This window comes from Zooshikella sp. RANM57 (assembly GCF_050749885.1).
Lineage (GTDB): Bacteria > Pseudomonadota > Gammaproteobacteria > Pseudomonadales > Zooshikellaceae > Zooshikella.
The window spans coordinates 74,913-94,477 of sequence record NZ_JBOIUB010000001.1; the positions used below are offsets into that span (position 1 = coordinate 74,913).

Consider the following 19,565-nt stretch of genomic DNA (forward strand, 5'->3'; position numbering starts at 1 on the left):
TGGAGGCTAGGGATTCGCGTTGTTTTAACAGTTGTTTATAGAGACGTATTGCTTTGATGAAAAAAATATTGTGAATTAGTTAAAGTTTTTTTTGGGCATGTCGCTAACAGGAATAGACAGGTTATCGCCATGAATTCGGTGCGCAAGTTCGGATGAAGGGATGGCCTGATGAGATGGCTTGTTGGATGAAGTAGTGAGCAGGAGTTTGAGACATGCCACAAATAATTAATACCAATATCGCCTCGCTGAATGCCCAGCGTAATCTAGATAGATCACAGTCTGCGCAGGATACTGCATTACAGCGGCTCTCATCTGGTTTGCGTATTAATAGCGCACGTGATGATGCTGCTGGCCTGGCGATTTCAACTCGTTTTGAATCACAAATCCGCGGTACCAATGTCGCAATTCGTAACTCAAATGATGGTATCTCTTTAGCGCAAACCGCTGAAGGTGCCTTAAAATCGGTTACCACAAACTTACAGCGTATTCGTGACTTGGCATTGCAGTCCTCTAACGGTAGTAACACTGAAATAGATCGGGAAGCACTTAATGCCGAGGTACAGCAACTTATTTCAGAAATTGAAAATGTTGCTGAGAAAACGAATTTCAACGGTAAAAAGCTGTTAGATGGTTCATTTGACAATACTATCTTTCAGACAGGGGCCAACCTTGGAGATACCATTGGTGTCAGTATTGCCAAAGTATCAACAGATGGTTTAGGCTCGGCACTTGAAGCGGGTATCTCGTCCAATGTGACAGGTAATGCTCAGCTAAGCGCTGGTGACTTAGTTATTAATGGTATTGCTGTTGGTGCATCCTCAGGTGTTGATGATACGTCTTCTACAGCCTTCCAAGAGCGAAGTTCAATCGCTAAAGCGGCAGCGGTTAACAAAGTATCAGATCAAACGGGTGTTATTGCTCGAGTTGACTCTAATGCTGTAGCTGGTAATACCTACTCAAACACTGATGATAAGACGGGTCAAATAACTGTTAATGGAGTAACTATTGACTTAGTGACTGATGGTGCTCTTAGTACTGAAGCTAACTTACAGGCCGTTGTTACAGCAATTAATGAAAAATCAGGTCAAACGGGTGTCATTGCATCCTATGATGGAAATGCGACAACAGGTATTACGCTAACTGCTGAAGATGGGAGAAATGTTGATATCTTCCAGGTATCAGGTAATGCCTCAGCTGACTTTGGGTTGGCAACAGGAAATAGTACATACATAGGTACCTTTACTTTAATCTCTCAAGATGGCAGTGATATTAGCCTTGATACCACCACAGGTAATATTGATAACGCAGGGTTTGAAGTCGGGGCCTTTAGCGGGGTGAATGGTGGTGCAGTCGGCAATAATGTTACTGCTACCGCATTAGTGACTGGTGACCTTGTTATCAATGGGGTTGCGGTTGGGCCTTCTCAGTCATCGTTTGATACGGCATCAACCACTCAAAATGACGGCTCAGCGATATCTAAAGCTGCAGCTATCAATAAAGTGAGTGATCAAACTGGTGTCACTGCTGTTGCTAATACAACGGTTGTTACTGGTGGGACAATTACTACAGGTACAGCACAAAGCGGTAACGTGGTCATCAATGGCATAAGTATTGCCATATCTTATGGGGCTGCTGATACTACGAGTGATATTCAAAACACTATTATCTCCGCTGTTAATACCAAGTCAGGTCAAACAGGTGTTAAAGCAGAAGCATTTGGTAGCACTTTCCGCTTATTAGCTGAAGATGGTCGTAACATTGATGTTAGTGCAATCAATGTGGTTGCCAATGCAGGCTTCTCTGTAGCCACTACACGAAGCTCTGTAGCTCTCCTCTCTGGAGGGCAGTTTGAGCTATCAACAGATACCGGCAATATTGCTAATGCAGGCTTCCAAGTTGGTACTTTTGGAGGACAGGAAGTCGGTCAACTGGTAAGAGATATTGATATCACCTCTGTTGAGGGTGCTAACGAGGCACTTGTCTCTGTTGATAATGCCTTACAGCAAATATCCAAACAACAAGCGGAATTGGGTGCGATCCAAAACCGTTTCCTATCAACCATTAATAACCTGTCAATCAGCAGTGAAAACTTATCCGCTGCCAACTCTCGTATCCAGGATGCGGACTTTGCGGCAGAGACGGCTGAATTGAGTAGAGCACAAGTGCTCCAACAGGCAGGTATTTCAGTCTTGGCACAAGCCAATGCAAGGCCACAGCAGGTTCTGGCACTCCTGCAGTAACAGGACGCCAGTGAAGAGGGATGGACCACACCCAGGCCAGCAATGGCCTGGGTATACGTGTTGGTTCAAAAGGATAGATGAGGTGCGCTATGAATGACCTCAAAGTGTCAGCGTCCGTTGTTAGCGCTCGTGAGCTTGATACAAGTAAAGGTAAGCCCTTGCCTCAGCAGACTGATCAGCGAGGACAGGTGAATGTTAGTCAATCCCTTACGGCCACAGGTCAAACCTCACAAGCAAAAGCTGTGCAAGAAGCCCAGTCAGCTACAGAAGATCAACTGCTGGATAAGCAGGAAACGCTTCGGGAACAAGTTGAACAGGCCGTAGCTCAGCTCAATGACTATGTGCAGACGGTACAACGTGACTTATTGTTTAAGCTTGATACTGATAGTGGTGAAACTGTTATTTCAGTCATTGACCGGAACACTGATGAGGTTGTTCGGCAGATTCCTGATGAAGTTGCACTACGTTTGGCACGAGATTTGAAAGATTCAACATCATTAGAGTTACTTAACACGAAGGTGTGAGGCTAACGTCTTGATGTTAGGCATATTTGCAAGGTTAAACGTTAAATGGATAAAACTGGTAAAGATTTGCCGCTTCTTGCCGTTACTATAATTGATGAAAGGATAATCAATTTTGTGTTGAGTAAAAAGATTTATCAGTAACGACAATTTGATTAGCCGCGTGATGCAGCAATTCCAGAAAGGAATGATCTTATGGCCAGCATTAGTTCAGTAGGTTTTGGTTCAGGTGTATTTAGCTCAGAGCTGATTGACCAGTTAGTGCAGGTTGAACGTGAACCTACTGTAAAGCGTTTAGATAAGCAGGAAGCTGCAATCAATACGCAGTTATCTGACTTTGGCCGTATTCAAAGTGCACTGATGAACTTTCGACTTTCTGCACGTGTTTTAAGTAATCCTGATGCTTTAGGTGCTTTAAAAGCCACATCAACAGCCAGTAACTTTTCAGCAACGGTTGATGACTCCTCAGCAATAACAGGAACTTACAGTGTTGAAGTGACAGAGCTGGCACAAGCACACTCCATTGCTACAGGTGTTTTTGTTGATAAAGAAACAACATTAGGCACCGGTACACTGAATATTACCGCTGGAGGCACTTCCGCAGCCATTACTATCGATAACGGTAATAACACACTTGAAGGTGTGCGTGATGCGATTAATGCTGAGTCAGACCTTGGTGTGACAGCCAGTGTGATTGATACGGGGAGTGGTTATCAACTGGTATTGGCCGCGACAGAAACGGGGCTTGATAACGCTATTGAAGTAACAGTTACCGATGATGATGGTAATAACACTGATACTTCAGGTTTATCTCAGCTGGCATACAACGGTAGTGCACAAAATCTAACTGAAACCGTCGCAGCACTGGATAGCACTGTCAAAATTAACGGTATTACCCTCACACGTAGCAGCAATGTCATTGATGATGCAATTGAGGGAGTGACATTAAACCTAACGGGTAAAAATGCGGGTGCACCGGCGACATTAAAGCTCGAGCTTGATAGTAGTGGTATTACTGATCGTGTTCAGGATTTTGTTGATAAATACAATGAGCTGCAAACCCTGGTTAATGAAGTCACAGCCTTTGACACATCCACCAATCAATCTGGAAGTTTGTTAGGGGATGCTTCGCTTCGTAATATCATGTCACAAACACGTAACTTGCTGGGTAATGTGGTCAGCGGGTTAGAAAATGCGGGGGTGAGAACTCTCTCTGAGATTGGTATTACCACTAAAGCCAGTATTGGAGAGGCATCCTCTGATAGTGGCACCCTGATTTTTGATGCCACAGTCTTTAAGCAGAAATTAGCCTCGTCCCGCGATGATATTATGGCGATTTTTGCTGAACAGGGACGTACAACCGACAGTCAGGTTAAGTTTCTTTCTTCAACAGACTTAACAAAAGCCGGTAGCTATAGCATTAATGTGACGCAACTTGCCACCCGGGGAGCACTGACAGGAAGCCTTGGGCTGGTAGCACCTGTGACCATTGATGATGATAATAATACCTTTAAAATTAAGGTTAATGGAGTTGAGTCTGCTGACATAACCCTCACTAATGGCAGCTACACACTGGATGAATTGACGACAGAAATTGCTAGCCAAATTAATGCGGATAGTAACTTAAAAGGTGCTAATGCTACCGTCAATGTCAGTGTTGATGGCAGTAATCAGTTGCAAATCACATCGACAAAATATGGAAGTAGCTCAACTGTTGAGGTTACTCAAGTTGATACTAATTCAACCGCGACCCTGGGACTTTCTGTTGCTTCAGGGACGGATGGCGTTGATGTGGCTGGAACCATCAATGGCCAAACGGCAACAGGGATTGGTCAAACACTAAAAGCTGCCACGGGTGATGACAGTACGGGTATTCAAGTGCAGATCACGGGGGGGAGTACGGGTGATCGAGGAACGGTGACATTTATTGAAGGCGTTGCAGAGCAGTTAGTTGGACTGGTTACAAACTTCGTTTCAGTTGATGGTGTATTAACGACTAAAACGGATGGCCTCAATACAACACTGCAGCAAATAAGCGATGAGCGAGTAAAACTTGATGAACGTCTGGAAAGTTTTCGTGATCGAATAACCAAGCAGTTTATCGCTGCGGATATTTTAGTGACTAAATTGCAGTCCACTCAGGATTACATTAAGCAGCAGTTGGATGCGCTGAATGGCGTTAACCAAAAAAATTAAAATAGAAAATAATAAAAGTGCTGCGTTTCTAACACGTGGCTGTTCCAAAAAACGACTAGTTAAGCAACAGGCATAGGATGTAGCGATGAATGCAATGAATCAACTTCAGCAATATCAGTCAGTAAATCGAGAGACAGGGGTTATTGATGCCGACCCTCATAAGCTAATTCAGATGTTATATGACGGATTAATTGAGCGGCTGGCCACTGCCCGTGGTTTTATATTGCGTCAAGATTTTGAAGCTAAAAATGTTTTTATTAACAAGTCGATTGAAATTCTGGAAGGTTTACGTTCATTTTTAAACCATGACCAGGGTGGAGAGTTGGCGGTTAATTTGGACAATTTATATCAATATATGGAATTGCAGTTATTTAATGCCAATGCAGATAACGATGCAGACAAAGTCGATGAGGTCATCAAGCTTGTTAAAACAGTCAAGGATGGTTGGGATGAGATTCGCGCTGAAGTGGTTAAGTCTTAACCTCATAGCGTTTCGTTTTGATACCGTTGTTTAGCTGATTAACTAAAAAGTCTGATATTGAATAATGCACGTGGTTAAGGTGGATGGTTATGACAGGCTCTGATCGAGGTAGCATGACAGTTGCGCAATTAGAGCAGCTACAAAGCGATCTGCAACATGCTTTACTAAACCAAGACTGGTCAAGTGTAACTGACTTAGATGGACGTTGTCGCCATATCGTTGGTGCTGCAATGCAGCAGGGTGCTCCCGCTGATTTATTAGTGGCTATGGGAAAATTATTAAGCACTTACCAGCACGTCATTGATGCGTGTGCTGCACATAAACAATCATTAAGTGCTGAGCTTCATCGTCTACAGCGACACAAACAAGGCGTTGCTGTTTACCAGCAAATGCAATAACTTTCCATAATAATATATTAGTTTGTATGAATGTATTGTTATAACCGTTCTATTGTTGTACTTCTTTAATATCTCTCATTAGCCGTTAGAGAGAAAGTATTCATAGGTTTTTGAATACCTGCTTACTGTCTTAGGCCGAGATAATTACCCTGCCTTTAACTCTCCGAGTCATTTGACCGACGCTTTTTTATTGTCTTTACTCACACATACTGAGTCAAAAAACCAGCGTTTTTTCAAGACAACAACGGTTTTGTCAGTAACCTGTCCAAAAACTGTCTTGTTGCTTATTTGGGTCATTGAGTCGTTGTCGCAATATGTCCCGTAGGTATCCGTATTAAATACTCATTTTTTAGCGTGTGTGCAGAGAGCAACGCTCATGTGGCAAGAAGCAAAGATACTACTCGTTGATAGTGAGCCGCATCGTCGTGATGACCTGAAGATTATTCTCGAGTTTTTGGGAGAGGAAGTCCTGCTACTTGAAGATAGTCAGTGGCAACAAGCTACTGTTGATGTTGATGCGATAAAGGATGTGGCCGCTATTTTTTTGGGGCAGATTTCCCAGCCACTTATAACGATTATCCAACATATCCATGATTGGGAGCCTTCTGTACCTGTATTACTGATTGGTGATCAGGCTCTGCCTGAGGATATGAATATGGATCATCGCCAACAAGTGATTGCTAATGTTGACTTTCCTCCCACCTATAACAAGCTGCTTGATTCTTTACATCGAGCACAGGTTTTTCGAGAGCATTTCAATAAGAGCCGAGGTCGTGGACAGCAGCGAGAACTTCAGTTATTTCGGAGCTTGGTCGGTACCAGTCGCCAGGTGCAGAAAGTGCGGGAAATGATGGCTCAGGTGGCGGATAAGGATGTCAGTGTACTGATTACGGGAGAGTCGGGCACGGGTAAGGAAGTGGTTGCACGAAACCTGCATTATAATTCTCATCGTCGTTCCGGACCATTTGTACCTGTGAACTGTGGGGCGATTCCCAGTGAACTGCTGGAGAGTGAATTATTTGGTCATGAAAAAGGCGCATTCACGGGGGCCATTTCAACACGTATTGGTCGATTTGAGTTAGCCCAGGGCGGTACACTCTTCTTGGATGAAATTGGCGATATGCCTTTACAAATGCAGGTGAAATTATTACGGGTTCTGCAAGAAAAAGTGTTTGAACGCGTAGGGAGCACTAAGGCAATACAAGCCGATGTCAGAATAATTGCGGCCACCCATAAACATTTGGAAGATATGATTCAAGAGGGAACATTCCGTGAGGACCTATACTACCGGCTTAATGTTTTTCCAATTGAAATGCCTCCCCTTCGTGAACGGGTGGAAGATATTCCGTTATTACTGAATGAATTAATTTCACGAATGGAGAATGAAAAACGAGGGTCAATTCGTTTTAATTCAGCAGCCATTATGTCGTTGTGTCGTCATGATTGGCACGGCAATATTCGGGAGTTGGCAAACTTAGTAGAACGTTTAGCCATTATGTATCCTTATGGTGTTATTGGCGTGCAAGAACTACCGAAAAAATTTCGGCATCTTGCTCCTCAAGATGAAAGCAATGCGGATATTGCTGCTATGTTTCCTGAAACAAACATTACGTCTGGTGGCTTGGTTGGCGTTGATTCACCAGCACTATTACCTGTTAATGGATTGGATTTAAAAGATTACCTCAGTAACCTGGAATGTTCGCTTATTAAGCAGGCGCTAGATGATAGTCATGGCGTTGTCGCCAGAGCTGCAGAGCGACTGCATATTCGCCGCACTACGTTGGTCGAAAAAATGCGTAAATATGGCCTTAACCGAAAAGAGTCATTTTCAGCGAATGGCTAATCAGTAACATCTCAAAGTCTGTAAATTGACGCTCTCCGAAATCAAGTTTCTAACCTATTGAATTATCGAACTATTTAGGCTTGGCCTGGACCTTGCTTTATCTGTAAAAAGTTTAACTATATCACATTGCTGTAGTCATGGCTTAGTAAGAAAGCTCGTGAGTACATGTGAATAAAGGCGCGGGTTAAGTGCCTGGCAAGGAGTCGAGCCTATGACGGGCAGAGTCGAAAGGCAACGTCAAACTTCAAACTATAAAGCCGTGTCCACTGGGGCTATCTCAATGGCAGAGGCTGCCAAAACAGAACCCAGTGCATTTGCTGCAGCACTGCAGGATGTCCAGTCATCTGTAGATGATCGAACTGGGCTGGAGAAAGCATTTTCGCTGTTTAACCAAATGTCTGAGCAGCTCTCAGAGTCTTACCGTCAATTAGCTGGCAGAGTTCAGGCATTGAAAAGTGAGCTGGCCGATGTGGGCGAACAGCGGCTGCAAGAGCTGGCTGAGAAAGAGCGGCTAGCAAACCGGCTTGAGCATTTATTAAACCTGTTACCTGGTGGCGTCGTTGTGCTGGATGGTCATGGGGTCATTCAACAGTGTAATCCTGCGGCCATTGAGCTTTTAGACGAGCCGCTTTTAGGTGAGCGCTGGCTATCAGTGATTAATCGTTGTTTTGCGCCAAGAGAAGATGATGGGCATGAAATTTCGTTGAAAAATGGTAAGCGGGTCAGTATTGCTACCCGATCACTGGAATTAGAACCTGGGCAGCTCATTCTGCTCACTGACTTGACGGAAACTCGCCGCTTACAGCAACAGTTAAGTCACCATGAGCGGCTGTCCGCCTTAGGTAAAATGGTGGCATCACTTGCCCATCAGATTCGCACACCACTCTCAACAGCCATGCTTTATGCTGGTCATTTACAAAATCCGTCACTTCCTAGAGAAAAGTGTAGTGCTTTTGCAAACAAGCTGATGTCTAGACTAACGCACTTGGAACGGCAAGTGAGTGACATGTTGGTCTTTGCCAAAGGGGAACTGGTATTAGCAGATAAGATAATGGTTAAGGCGTTGTGGCAGGAGCTTCAGCAAGCCGTAGGCAGCGCGATGGGTATTGGCCAGGTTAAGGCTAATCGGGTCAACCTGCGTTGGCGTTATCAGTTAGAGCAACCTTACGTTATTCGTTGTAACAAGGATGCGTTAATCGGGGCGCTGATGAACCTGGTTAACAATGCACTCGAGGCGGGGAAAACAGACCTTACCTTGGTGATCTCTTGTAGCCTCTACCAACAATACTTGCGGTTATCAGTGGTAGATAACGGGCCTGGTATGAGTGCCAAAACCTTGGCACAAACGCAGGAACCGTTTTTTACCACTAAACCCCATGGTACAGGGCTAGGTATTGCTGTTGTACAAGCAGTGACGAAAGCGCATCAAGGTGAGTTTGCGATTCATAGCCGAGAGGGGCAAGGCACTGTCTGCCAAATCCTCCTGCCCTTAAATACATCTGCCGTTTCTGCAGGTAAACCTGAAGAGGATACATCATGGCCAAGATAACCATATTGATCGTAGAAGATGATCCTGATTTACGCGAAGCGTTAGCGGATACCTTGGCGCTGACAGATTTTAATTACTTGCTGGCAGAGGACGGGCAACAAGCCATCCAGTTACTGCAAAGTAAATCCATCGATATGGTGGTATCTGATGTCAATATGCCGGAGGTGGATGGCTATCAGTTATTGCAGTGGGTTCGCCAACATTTACCTCAGCTTCCAGTGCTGCTAATGACCGCTTATGGCTCAGTAAGCCAAGCAGTCGAAGCGATGAAGCAAGGTGCCGTCGATTATCTGGTTAAGCCGTTTGAGCCTGATGCGTTATTGGCTGAAATTCGGCGGGTATTACAGGGCACCCCGAAAAAAAGTTGTGATGAGCCTGTTGCTGAAGAAGAAAGTAGTCGTCAACTGCTATTGTTAGCCAGAAAAGTAGCCGCTACGGATTCTACGGTTTTAATTACGGGTGAGAGTGGTACAGGGAAGGAGGTGCTAGCGCAGTACATCCATCAACACTCACCAAGAAGTGAGCAGCCCTTTGTGGCCATCAACTGTGCCGCCATTCCAGAAAACATGTTGGAGGCTACTTTATTTGGTCATGAAAAAGGTGCTTTTACTGGGGCTTACAGTAGTTCACCTGGAAAGTTTGAGCTGGCAAATAACGGAACGTTGTTACTCGATGAAATTACCGAGATGCCATTAGGGTTACAGGCTAAGTTACTGCGTGTACTTCAGGAGCGAGAGGTTGAGCGGGTGGGGGGGCGTAAGACCATTCGTTTAGATGTGCGGATCATTGCAACAACGAACCGGGAAATGCTGAGTTATGTACAACGTGGTGAGTTTAGGGAAGATTTATATTACCGACTTTGTGTCTTTCCGCTGATGTGGCAGCCGTTGCGGACTCGTCAGAAAGACATTGTTCCCCTCGCAGAACGTCTTTTAGCGGTCCACTGCCGTAAGTTAAAACATCCCATTGTTAAGCTTAGTAATGAAGCTAAAAAAACACTCCTGCAATACACATGGCCGGGTAATGTCCGAGAGCTTGATAATGCCATTCAGCGTGCGCTGATCTTACAGCAAGGCAATATTATCCGCCCAGCTGACTTATGTTTAGCAACGGCCAGTACAACTGGCCAACCCGTGTTACCGAGCATGGTACCTACACTAAAAGAAGGCGTAATCAATACATCGGCAGCCATTGATAATAATGCACAGACTATGATGGCTAAAGAATTGGCCGCAAGTGAAATAGAGGGGGTGGATGAGATTGCTAACAGTACAGGTACCATTATGGAGAGTAGTTTTGAGCGTGCAATAGAGTCAGGCCCATTAGGTGTGGATCTTAAACAGCGTGAATATGAGTTAATTATTGATGCACTCCGTGCTGAAGGGGGACGGCGTAGAGAGACAGCGCTAAAGCTGGGTATCAGCCCAAGAACATTGCGTTATAAGCTCGCCAAAATGCGAGAGCAAGGTATTGATATTGAAACGATGATTGCCTAGCAGACTATGAGGCGGGACTGATGAACAATAATGTCACACTCAATCGGATGATGCTTGATTTGCGAGCAATGCAACTGGAGAGCCAAATCAAGCCTGCGGTAGACCAAGTGCTTCCAGCTGAAAAAGGGTTAAGCGTTGAGCAAAAGGAAACACCTCATTTTGCTACATTATTTAAGCAAGCCATTGATTCTGTGAATGAGTTACAACAAGAATCAAGTGATTTAAAAACGCGCTACCAGTTTAGTGATCCAGAAGTGAGCTTATCGGATGTCATGGTGGCAGGCCAAAAAGCCAGTGTGGCTTTTGACGCTATGGTTGAAGTGCGTAATAAGTTAGTACAGGCCTATGAAGAAATTATGAAAATGCCAGTTTAGGTTATGCATGAGTTTAGGAAGACAGGAGTAGTCGTGCAATGGCTGACCCGATAACTGAACCTGGTAGCCCAGGCGCAAAAGCTGAAGGTACAGCGGCTGTACCCATGGCTCGAAGTGGCAATCCATTCTTTGATGTACTCAATGATTTGTCAATTTCTCGGCAAGTGCTCTTTTTAGTAGGACTGGCAGCCAGTGTAGCCATTGGTTTTGGCATTGTTTTATGGTCTCAGGAGCCGGACTTTCAACCCATTTATGGCTCTTTGGAAGGCTATGATGCAGCTCAAGTGCTGAATGTGCTGGAAACCAGTGATATCCGCTATAAGGTTGAACCGAAAAGTGGCGCTATTTTAGTACCCGCAGAACATGTTGCTGAAGCACGACTCAAGCTGGCAGCGGCGGGTATTAAAAGTGACAGCACGGTCGGTTTGGAAGTATTGGATAAAGAACAGGAGCTGGGTACCAGTCAGTTTCTGGAAAATGCACGGTACCGCCGGGGATTGGAAGGTGAACTTGCTCGTACGATTGCCAGTATGCGCGCGGTAAAATCGGCACGTGTGCATTTGGCTATACCTCGACGCACAGTATTTGTTCGCGACCGCCGTAAGCCCAGTGCTTCGGTATTTATTGATTTGCAGCCAATGCGAGGATTAAAGCCCGACCAAGTGAGTGCTATTCGTAACTTGGTGGCATCCAGTGTGCCTGATATGGCTGCAATTGACGTTACAGTGGTTGATCAGCATGGCACATTATTATCAGTTGAGGAACGCAAGGAAGATACAGAGTTAAAAATTGCCAATCAACAACTGGCTTATACCGTTCGTGTTGAAGAAAAGCTAACACAACGTGTGCACAATATTTTAGAACCCATCTTAGGTAAAAATAATTATCAAGCAGAAGTATCAACCGATATAGATTTTAATAATATTGAGCAAGCTGTAGAGCAATTTAATCCAGATGCGCCAGCCATTCGCAGTGAACAGTTGTTAGATGAGACGCAAGGTGCAAAAAGTACGGCGAGTGGTGTACCTGGGGCATTATCAAATCAACCACCTGGTGAAGTCACTGTTCCTGAACAAGTTGATACAGAAAATCAGGCTGCGACGGTTACGGCTACAGAAAATACCTCTGCTTCGAAAGCCGTTAATTCTCGCTCGAAAAAGACCCGAAATTATGAACTGGATAAAACAGTTAGTTATACCCGGTTTCAGCAAGGGCAGATCAGGCGATTAACGGTTGCAGTTGTCGTTAATGATCGAGCGGCGGTGAATCCTGACTCTGGCGAAGTGACATACTCTCCCTGGAGTCAGGCGGATCTTGATCGTTTTTCCCAGCTGGTAAAAGATGCTGTAGGGTTTGATGTGACTCGGGGTGACAGTGTTAATGTGGTTAATGCTTCTTTTGTGCCTTCTCCTGAAGAGGTAATTCCCCCGGTTAGTTTTTGGACAGAACCCTGGTTTTGGGAGGTGGTCAAACAGGTACTGGCTGGCATATTTATAATCGTGCTGCTGTTTGGAGTCGTCAGACCTATGGTACTGAGTTTGTTTGGTAAGAAAAAAGAAAAAGAGGATGAATTAGCCGTACTGGGTGGACCTGAAGGGGATGCTTTTGGTGAGTTTTCTGACACCGAAATGGCACAGGATCAAGTGAGTTTATCTGGGGGAGGAAGTATGTTACTGCCAGGTCCCCATGAAGGTTATGAGCAGCAGCTTAATGCAGTCAAAGGCTTAGTAGCTGAGGACCCTGGTCGGGTCGCGCAAGTCATTAAACAATGGGTAACCGAAGATGGCTGAGGCACAAGCAAGTCCAGCACCCACTCAAAGTGCGGGTGCTACTGAAGAAACGGCTCTGGCCTCCAGAATGTCTGGCGTACAGCGTGCGGCTATTTTTTTGTTGAGTCTTGGTGAGTCTGAAGCAGCAGAAGTCTTGCGTCATATGGGACCAAAAGAAGTTCAGCGTGTAGGTGCGGCCATGGCGGCAATGGATAATGTTAATCGCAGCCAAGTGACATCAGTGCTGAAGTTCTTTATTGAGATTGTGCGTAATGAAACGGGCTTAGGTGTGGGTGCTGACGGTTATATCCGCAAAATGTTAACTCAAGCGTTAGGTGAAGACAAAGCCAGTGGCTTAATTGATCGTATTTTACTGGGGGGAAATACGACAGGATTGGATACATTGAAATGGATGGAACCAAGAGCTGTGGCTGATGTAATTCGTTATGAACACCCACAAATACAGGCGATTGTTGTTGCCTATTTGGACCCGGACCAATCGGCGGAAATTCTCAGCTATTTTGACCCAAAAGTACGGTTAGACATTATGTTACGGGTTGCAGGATTAACCACTGTTCAGCCTGCAGCATTACAGGAATTGAATGATATTTTAGAACGCCAGTTTTCGGGTAGTGGTACGACCAAAACGACCTCTATGGGAGGGGTGAAGCGCGTTGCAGATATTATGAACTATGTAGAAGGTTCTATTGAAGCGCCACTGATGGAGTCAATCAAACAGGTTGATGAGGACTTGGGGACTCAAATCGAAGATTTGATGTTTGTCTTTGATAATTTGGCTGATGTAGATGATCGTGGTATCCAGGCATTACTTAGAGAGGTCTCTTCAGATGTTTTGATTATTGCTCTCAAAGGGGCTGACGAAACCGTTAAAGAGAAAATCTTTAAAAATATGTCAAAACGTGCTGCTGAGTTGCTCAGGGATGATTTAGAAGCGAAAGGACCTGTCCGGATCAGTGAAGTTGAAACATCTCAAAAAGAAATTCTGACGATTGCTCGACGGATGGCCGAAGCAGGTGAAATAGCTTTGGGTAAAGGTGGCGAGGAAATGGTTTAGGGGATAGGTTTTGACATATGCCAAAATCGCAAGAAAGCACCATTATTCGAGGCGAAGCAGCAAAAGCCTTTCAAAAACTAGGACTACCTAATTTTACAGGTGCCAAACATCTTGTTCGTAGCCAAGCTAAAAATGACCCAAAAGGGCCGCATTACATCCCTAAAGAGTCGGTGCATTATGTTCCTCGCTCAACCGTTAAGTCAGAAAAAAATGCACATTCAGCTACAGCTCATAGCCCACCACCTAAACCAGATTCTCAAGCCATCAAGCCAAAGATGTCTCCTGGTCATGAGCAAAAAACAGCGCCTAAAAATAGGTTGGAGAATGAAGTCAAGGATGCGAGTGAAGCGATACCTCCAGCGGTGACGCATTACCCACCGACAACGACAGGCAGCGAACAGCCGGCGTTGACCGTCGAAGCATTGCTGGATGCCTTGGATAAAGCACGTGATAAAGGCTATCAGGATGGTTTGGCTTTAGGTCAGCAGGAAGGTAAAAGCAGTGGCTTGGTTGAGGGGCAAAAACAAGGTTATGAAGAAGGTTATCAAAAAGGTGTTCAAGAAGGTCAGCAAGCGGGACGGCAAGCCATTCAAGGTGAATTGCAACAGATTCAGCAACAGTTGGCTTCAGTATTAGATGGATTATTCCAACCCTTGTCTGAGCAGGATGAGCAATTAACCAAGGTATTGGTGGATATGGTTACTCAGATTGCGCGCAATGTCATTCATCGAGAGCTTCATGCGGACTCAAGCCAAATTACTACTTTGGTAAAAGAAGCGATGCGCATGCTACCCGCAGGCGGGCAAGCGATTCACGTGTATTTACATCCCCAAGATTTGGGATATATCCGTGATCTTCAGCAGCAACTTCAAGCGACATGGCAGTTATTTCCTGATGAGCAATTGTTGCCTGGTGGTTGTCGTGTTGAGACCAATCACAGCATGGTTGATGCAAGCGTTGCTTCACGATTGGCGCATTATGTGGATGCCATAGCTGAGCAGCATCTGCATGTGCATGCCGTCAGTCTTGAGCAGATGCAACATCAAGTACCTCCAGACTCATCTTCAGCAAAAGCAGCTAACGCTATAGCGAATACCAAACCCTCAGTACCAAGTGCTGATCAGGCACAAGCAGAGACGCTGAGTTCAACATCTTCAGATAACAACACAGGCAAGCCAAATGAGACTCAAGCGCCTGGCACTGACTGAGCGATTAATGCCTTATCAAGCGGCGTTAAACAGTTGCCCTGCCATGCAAGTGGAGGGGCGATTGACACGGGTAGTTGGTTTAACTCTGGAGGCAGTGGGTTGTCGAATGGCGCTTGGGCAGCGTTGTCAGCTTATTACTGATAGTCAGCAAAAGATAGAAGCTGAAGTCATGGGGTTTGATGAGGATAAAATTTACCTGATGCCATTGATGGCTACACAAAGTATTCATCCTGGCGCACGTGTTCTGCCTTTGGAAGGAGAAAGTCTCATCCCGGTAGGATTTAATTTACTGGGTCGGGTGCTAAATGGATTGGGTAAACCACTTGATGGAAAAGGTCCATTAAAACCTGATGATTATGTGGGATTAACAGGACATCCGATTAATCCGCTGCAGCGTTTTCCTATAAAAGAGCCACTGGATGTGGGCATAAGAGCAATAAATGCACTGCTATCTGTGGGTAATGGTCAGCGGTTGGGACTATTTGCAGGGAGTGGTGTGGGTAAAAGTGTCCTGTTGGGTATGATGACTCGCTTTACCAGTGCTGATATTACCGTTGTTGGGTTAGTGGGAGAGCGGGGGCGTGAGGTCAAAGAGTTTATTGAGCACACTTTGGGAGAAGAAGGTTTAAAGCGTTCCGTTGTCGTTGCCGCACCTGCTGATGATTCTCCTGTGCTTCGGCTGCGGGCAGCCATAGTCTGTACGCGTATTGCAGAGTATTTTCGCGACCAAGGTAAGCGCGTATTGTTATTAATGGATTCTTTAACCCGTTATGCCCAGGCTCAGCGTGAGATCGCATTAGCCATTGGCGAACCGCCAGCCACTAAAGGGTATCCACCTTCAGTATTTGCCAAAATTCCTCAACTTGTAGAGCGTGCGGGTACGGATGAAACGGGACAAGGCTCAATTACTGCTTTTTATACCGTATTAACGGAAGGGGATGATCAACAAGATCCTATCGCGGATGCCTCTCGGGCCATTTTAGATGGGCATGTGGTGTTATCCCGTAAACTGGCTGAGTCAGGTCATTATCCGGCGATTGATATTGAAGCCTCAATCAGTCGGGCAATGCCACAAATTGTTGATGAAAATCACATTGAAATGGCCCAGCAGTTTAAAAAAATCTATTCGGTTTATCAAAAAAATCGTGATTTAATTTCAATTGGTGCATATCAACAAGGTAGTGATCCGGCCACGGATGAGGCTATTCGATTGAACCCAGCAATGATGCAGTTTTTACAGCAAGGGTTGCGTGAAAGTGAGTCTCTGGCCAAAAGTGTTGAACGTTTACAAGCCTTAATGGCAGAGCGTCAACCTTAGTCTATAGATGATGATCTGATTGTAATGGTCGGTTGCTATAGTCGGTTGTCTCGCGGCTCACCCCGAAGTAAATCATTTGCTTTAAGGGTTATGTCATGGAAACGAAACGCTCGGACCGTCTCTCGACGGTACTTCGTGTCGCAGAGGTCAAAGAGGCTCAAGCCGCTAAACAGTTTGGCCGTTTGCAAGAACAACTGCTATATGAGCAAAAAAAGCTTGAGCAGCTGTTGAACTATGAGACTGAGTATCAGGAAAATGCAAAGCCAGCGGCTGGTCGTCCAGTGACTGTCCGTCGTTTGCAGCAGATGAGTCAGTTTCTTGCTCAGCTAACGCAGGCTGTACACCAGCAGCAAGAGCAGGTGGATAATATTAATAAACACTGTGAAACGTTGCGGGATGTTTGGGTTGAAGCTCATCAGCATACACAAACAATGCAACAGTTGCTGGGTCGTTATCGTCAAGAAGAGCAACGGCAAGAAGAAAAGCAAGAGCAGTTGGACGCAGATGAAGTAAATACTCAGCAGTTTATTCGTGGCAAGCAAGGACCGTAGCTGCACCTGTGTTTTTAATAATTAAAGGCTATGCTTTATTGAAAGCATTTTATTAGCCATCGTTTGGGAAAGGAGCAAGGGGGAAATTCATGGCCGTAACTGCCATACAATCCGAGGATGGATCTGAGCTCACCATTCGCATTCAGGGACGGTTTGACTTTAGTGAACATCAATCTTTTCGAGATGCATACGAACGCACGGATAAGTTGCCCAATCAGTACACTATTGATCTTAATGAAACAACTTACCTTGATAGTTCTGCCTTAGGCATGCTGCTCTTGTTACGCGATCATGCAGGAGGTGATACAGCCAATATTCGTATTGTTAACTGTAAACCGGACGTAAAAAAAATCTTGCTCATTTCGAACTTTGAACAGCTTTTCTCCATTCAGTAACAAATAATGTGATACATCATGGAGCTGGATGAGCGTTCTCTCAAAATCCTAGTAGCGGATGATTCTGAAACAGATCGGATGATCTTGCGGTCATTGGTTCAAAAGCAAGGTCATCGCGTCGTGACGGCAGAAGATGGTCAACAGGCTGTTGAATTATTTCTTCTTGAGCGTCCCCAGCTGGTGTTACTTGATGTCTTAATGCCCGTCATGAGTGGCTATGAGGCGGCTCGGCAAATTAAGCAGTTGGCGGGTGAAGAGTTGGTTCCAGTCATTTTTCTTACTTCGTTAAAAGATGCTCAGTCTCTTGCGGAATGTTTAGATGCAGGGGGAGATGATTTTTTATCAAAGCCCTACAGTCCACTGATTTTGCAGGCAAAAATAAATGCATTTAACCGAATGCGGATGATGCATCATACGTTGCAGGTTCAGCGGGATAAGATTGCGGGTCACAATAAGCGGCTACTTCAAGAGCAGGCTTTTGCTAAGGAAATTTTTGACAAAGTCGCTCACTCTGGTTGCTTGAATGCGCATAACTTACAGCATTTACAGTCGCCTTATGCCATGTTTAATGGTGATGTATTAATTGCTGCACGTAAGCCTTCAGGTGGGATGTTGGTATTTCTTGGGGACTTTGCTGGTCATGGTTTACCAGCCGCAATTGGGGCTATGCCACTTGCTGAAATTTTTTACCACATGGTGGCTAAAGGCTTTTCCATGCCTGAAATATTGAGCGAAGTGAACAGCAAAATGAAACAGGTGTTGCCGGTCAGTGGTTTTTGCTGTGGTGGCATGGTGGATGTGGACTTTGACAGCAAAGTCATGAAAGTATGGATTGGCGGACTCCCTGATTGTTATCTATACCGTTCCCAATCCAAAACACTCGATGTCCTTTCTTCAAAATGGTTACCGTTAGGTATTTTACCTCCCGATAAGTTTGATACCGGCTACGAAATTATTGAGGTTGAGTATGGTGATCGGCTTTATCTTTGGTCAGATGGTGTTATTGAAGCACAAGATGACCAGAAACATTTTTTTGGTGAGGCGCGTTTAAAAGCGGTATTTGCCAATAACGAAGACCCTGATCAGCTTTTTAATGAAATCAAAGAGTCTGTTTTTAGTTTTATTGGTGAGCCGACAGATGATCTATCCATGATCGAGATCAGTATGGTTTCTCGGGAGAGCTTTAGTGATAAGCCGGTTCCTGTGGAGCCTAGTACTATTCGTGGTGCACGAAACTGGTCGGCTTCTTTTGAGTTTCGCTCTGAGACGCTGCAAAGCTATAACCCCATACCATTAATTCTGCACTGTTTAATGCAAGTTCCTGGGGTGAATTTACACAGCGGTCGGTTGTATACCATTTTGGCTGAGCTGTATTCCAATGCATTAGAGCATGGTGTGTTAGGGATGGACTCTTCGTTAAAAGCTTCACTCCATGGTTTTACCCAATATTATGCTGAGCGTGAACGTCGACTTCAGCAATTAGGCGATGGTTTTATTCGCTTTTGGCTGGAGCATAAGATTGAACAGCAGGGTGGGGTGTTGATTATTACTGTCGCTGATAGTGGACCAGGATTTGACTACCAGAAGATGATGAACCGTATCACTCAAGATACCAACTACCATGGTCGAGGTGTCAATTTACTGCGTTCTTTTTGTCGGCGGATAGATTATTCCGATGTGGGTAATCAAGTCACTATTGAATATGCTTGGAATAATGAGCTGGATAGTGCTCGTAAGGAACATCACTGATGCATATGATGTAAGGAAACACTATGGAACATATTGATTTAGCAGCGTTGCAGGAACTACAAGAAGTGATGGAGGATGAATATAACCAGCTGGTAGAAACCTTTATTCGTGATAGTGAACAGCGGATTGCGGCAATGGATAAGGCGCTCTTAGATCAGGATGCTGAACAAATGAGGGAGCTGGCCCACAGTCTCAAAGGAAGTTGTTTAAATATGTTTATTACGCCTCTCGCCCAACAAGCAAGGGAAATTGAAAACCTAGCGAGAGAACAGCAACTTGAACCTGTTTCGTCTTTAATTGCAGGGTTACAGCAAGAGTTTAAAACCGTATCAAGGTTGTTAAAAGAGACCCTCACCGATTAACTTGGTTGGGCATAAAGTTTGCTCACTTTTTAGTGAATGC

At 44.9% G+C, this 19,565-nt stretch carries 17 protein-coding genes; all 17 read left to right on the top strand.

Annotated elements, in window-relative coordinates:
- Window positions 1–212 precede the first annotated feature (212 nt).
- Window positions 213–2,240 carry a flagellin gene (locus ACQ96U_RS00385; protein WP_431719245.1) on the top strand — a complete coding sequence of 676 codons (2,028 nt, stop codon included), beginning with the start codon at window positions 213–215 and terminating at the stop codon, window positions 2,238–2,240.
- Window positions 2,241–2,329: 89 nt separating this feature from the next.
- Window positions 2,330–2,764, top strand: a complete 435-nt coding sequence (locus tag ACQ96U_RS00390) for a flagellar protein FlaG (RefSeq protein ID WP_431719246.1) — start codon at window positions 2,330–2,332, stop codon at window positions 2,762–2,764.
- A gap of 192 nt (window positions 2,765–2,956) precedes the next feature.
- A complete protein-coding gene (fliD, locus tag ACQ96U_RS00395) occupies window positions 2,957–4,957 on the top strand; it encodes a flagellar filament capping protein FliD (RefSeq protein WP_431719247.1) in 2,001 nt (666 codons plus the stop codon).
- 85 nt (window positions 4,958–5,042) lie between these two features.
- Window positions 5,043–5,438, top strand: a complete 396-nt coding sequence (gene fliS, locus ACQ96U_RS00400; protein ID WP_431719248.1) for a flagellar export chaperone FliS — start codon at window positions 5,043–5,045, stop codon at window positions 5,436–5,438.
- An 89-nt stretch (window positions 5,439–5,527) separates the two neighbouring features.
- Entirely contained in the window at window positions 5,528–5,836 is a 309-nt protein-coding gene (locus ACQ96U_RS00405; RefSeq protein WP_431719249.1) for a hypothetical protein, read from the top strand.
- 376 nt (window positions 5,837–6,212) lie between these two features.
- On the top strand, window positions 6,213–7,679 hold the full coding sequence (locus tag ACQ96U_RS00410; RefSeq protein ID WP_431719250.1) for a sigma-54 dependent transcriptional regulator: 1,467 nt from the start codon (window positions 6,213–6,215) through the stop codon (window positions 7,677–7,679).
- A gap of 211 nt (window positions 7,680–7,890) precedes the next feature.
- Window positions 7,891–9,228 carry a sensor histidine kinase gene (locus tag ACQ96U_RS00415; RefSeq protein WP_431719251.1) on the top strand — a complete coding sequence of 446 codons (1,338 nt, stop codon included), beginning with the start codon at window positions 7,891–7,893 and terminating at the stop codon, window positions 9,226–9,228.
- Window positions 9,216–10,724, top strand: a complete 1,509-nt coding sequence (locus tag ACQ96U_RS00420) for a sigma-54-dependent transcriptional regulator (protein WP_431719252.1) — start codon at window positions 9,216–9,218, stop codon at window positions 10,722–10,724. The genes ACQ96U_RS00415 and ACQ96U_RS00420 overlap by 13 nt, the downstream gene beginning before the upstream one ends.
- A 20-nt stretch (window positions 10,725–10,744) precedes the next feature.
- Window positions 10,745–11,098 (top strand): flagellar hook-basal body complex protein FliE, encoded by a 354-nt coding sequence (gene fliE, locus ACQ96U_RS00425; RefSeq protein ID WP_431719253.1) that lies wholly within the window; start codon window positions 10,745–10,747, stop codon window positions 11,096–11,098.
- 38 nt (window positions 11,099–11,136) lie between these two features.
- A complete protein-coding gene (gene fliF, locus ACQ96U_RS00430) occupies window positions 11,137–12,888 on the top strand; it encodes a flagellar basal-body MS-ring/collar protein FliF (protein ID WP_431719254.1) in 1,752 nt (583 codons plus the stop codon).
- Window positions 12,889–12,955: 67 nt separating this feature from the next.
- Window positions 12,956–13,942, top strand: coding sequence for a flagellar motor switch protein FliG (gene fliG / locus ACQ96U_RS00435; protein ID WP_431720118.1), 987 nt, complete (start codon window positions 12,956–12,958; stop codon window positions 13,940–13,942).
- A 17-nt stretch (window positions 13,943–13,959) separates the two neighbouring features.
- Entirely contained in the window at window positions 13,960–15,150 is a 1,191-nt protein-coding gene (locus ACQ96U_RS00440) for a FliH/SctL family protein (RefSeq protein WP_431719255.1), read from the top strand.
- A complete protein-coding gene (fliI, locus tag ACQ96U_RS00445) occupies window positions 15,122–16,468 on the top strand; it encodes a flagellar protein export ATPase FliI (RefSeq protein ID WP_431719256.1) in 1,347 nt (448 codons plus the stop codon). The genes ACQ96U_RS00440 and fliI overlap by 29 nt, the downstream gene beginning before the upstream one ends.
- Before the next feature lie 95 nt (window positions 16,469–16,563).
- The gene (gene fliJ / locus ACQ96U_RS00450; RefSeq protein ID WP_431719257.1) at window positions 16,564–17,019 is read left to right on the top strand and encodes a flagellar export protein FliJ; all 456 of its coding nucleotides are present in this window, start codon (window positions 16,564–16,566) and stop codon (window positions 17,017–17,019) included.
- 89 nt (window positions 17,020–17,108) lie between these two features.
- The gene (locus ACQ96U_RS00455) at window positions 17,109–17,414 is read left to right on the top strand and encodes an STAS domain-containing protein (protein WP_431719258.1); all 306 of its coding nucleotides are present in this window, start codon (window positions 17,109–17,111) and stop codon (window positions 17,412–17,414) included.
- Window positions 17,415–17,432: 18 nt separating this feature from the next.
- A complete protein-coding gene (locus tag ACQ96U_RS00460; RefSeq protein ID WP_431719259.1) occupies window positions 17,433–19,163 on the top strand; it encodes a SpoIIE family protein phosphatase in 1,731 nt (576 codons plus the stop codon).
- A gap of 23 nt (window positions 19,164–19,186) precedes the next feature.
- Window positions 19,187–19,525: an Hpt domain-containing protein gene (locus tag ACQ96U_RS00465; protein ID WP_431719260.1), complete on the top strand. Its 339-nt coding sequence runs from the start codon at window positions 19,187–19,189 to the stop codon at window positions 19,523–19,525.
- Window positions 19,526–19,565: the final 40 nt, after the last annotated feature.

Coding starts and splice junctions, on each gene's coding strand:
- ACQ96U_RS00385 (WP_431719245.1), top strand. CDS start 213: ATGCCACAAATAATTAATACCAATATCGCCTCGCTGAATGCCCAGCGT.
- ACQ96U_RS00390 (WP_431719246.1), top strand. CDS start 2,330: ATGAATGACCTCAAAGTGTCAGCGTCCGTTGTTAGCGCTCGTGAGCTT.
- fliD (WP_431719247.1), top strand. CDS start 2,957: ATGGCCAGCATTAGTTCAGTAGGTTTTGGTTCAGGTGTATTTAGCTCA.
- fliS (WP_431719248.1), top strand. CDS start 5,043: ATGAATGCAATGAATCAACTTCAGCAATATCAGTCAGTAAATCGAGAG.
- ACQ96U_RS00405 (WP_431719249.1), top strand. CDS start 5,528: ATGACAGGCTCTGATCGAGGTAGCATGACAGTTGCGCAATTAGAGCAG.
- ACQ96U_RS00410 (WP_431719250.1), top strand. CDS start 6,213: ATGTGGCAAGAAGCAAAGATACTACTCGTTGATAGTGAGCCGCATCGT.
- ACQ96U_RS00415 (WP_431719251.1), top strand. CDS start 7,891: ATGACGGGCAGAGTCGAAAGGCAACGTCAAACTTCAAACTATAAAGCC.
- ACQ96U_RS00420 (WP_431719252.1), top strand. CDS start 9,216: ATGGCCAAGATAACCATATTGATCGTAGAAGATGATCCTGATTTACGC.
- fliE (WP_431719253.1), top strand. CDS start 10,745: ATGAACAATAATGTCACACTCAATCGGATGATGCTTGATTTGCGAGCA.
- fliF (WP_431719254.1), top strand. CDS start 11,137: ATGGCTGACCCGATAACTGAACCTGGTAGCCCAGGCGCAAAAGCTGAA.
- fliG (WP_431720118.1), top strand. CDS start 12,956: ATGTCTGGCGTACAGCGTGCGGCTATTTTTTTGTTGAGTCTTGGTGAG.
- ACQ96U_RS00440 (WP_431719255.1), top strand. CDS start 13,960: ATGCCAAAATCGCAAGAAAGCACCATTATTCGAGGCGAAGCAGCAAAA.
- fliI (WP_431719256.1), top strand. CDS start 15,122: ATGAGACTCAAGCGCCTGGCACTGACTGAGCGATTAATGCCTTATCAA.
- fliJ (WP_431719257.1), top strand. CDS start 16,564: ATGGAAACGAAACGCTCGGACCGTCTCTCGACGGTACTTCGTGTCGCA.
- ACQ96U_RS00455 (WP_431719258.1), top strand. CDS start 17,109: ATGGCCGTAACTGCCATACAATCCGAGGATGGATCTGAGCTCACCATT.
- ACQ96U_RS00460 (WP_431719259.1), top strand. CDS start 17,433: ATGGAGCTGGATGAGCGTTCTCTCAAAATCCTAGTAGCGGATGATTCT.
- ACQ96U_RS00465 (WP_431719260.1), top strand. CDS start 19,187: ATGGAACATATTGATTTAGCAGCGTTGCAGGAACTACAAGAAGTGATG.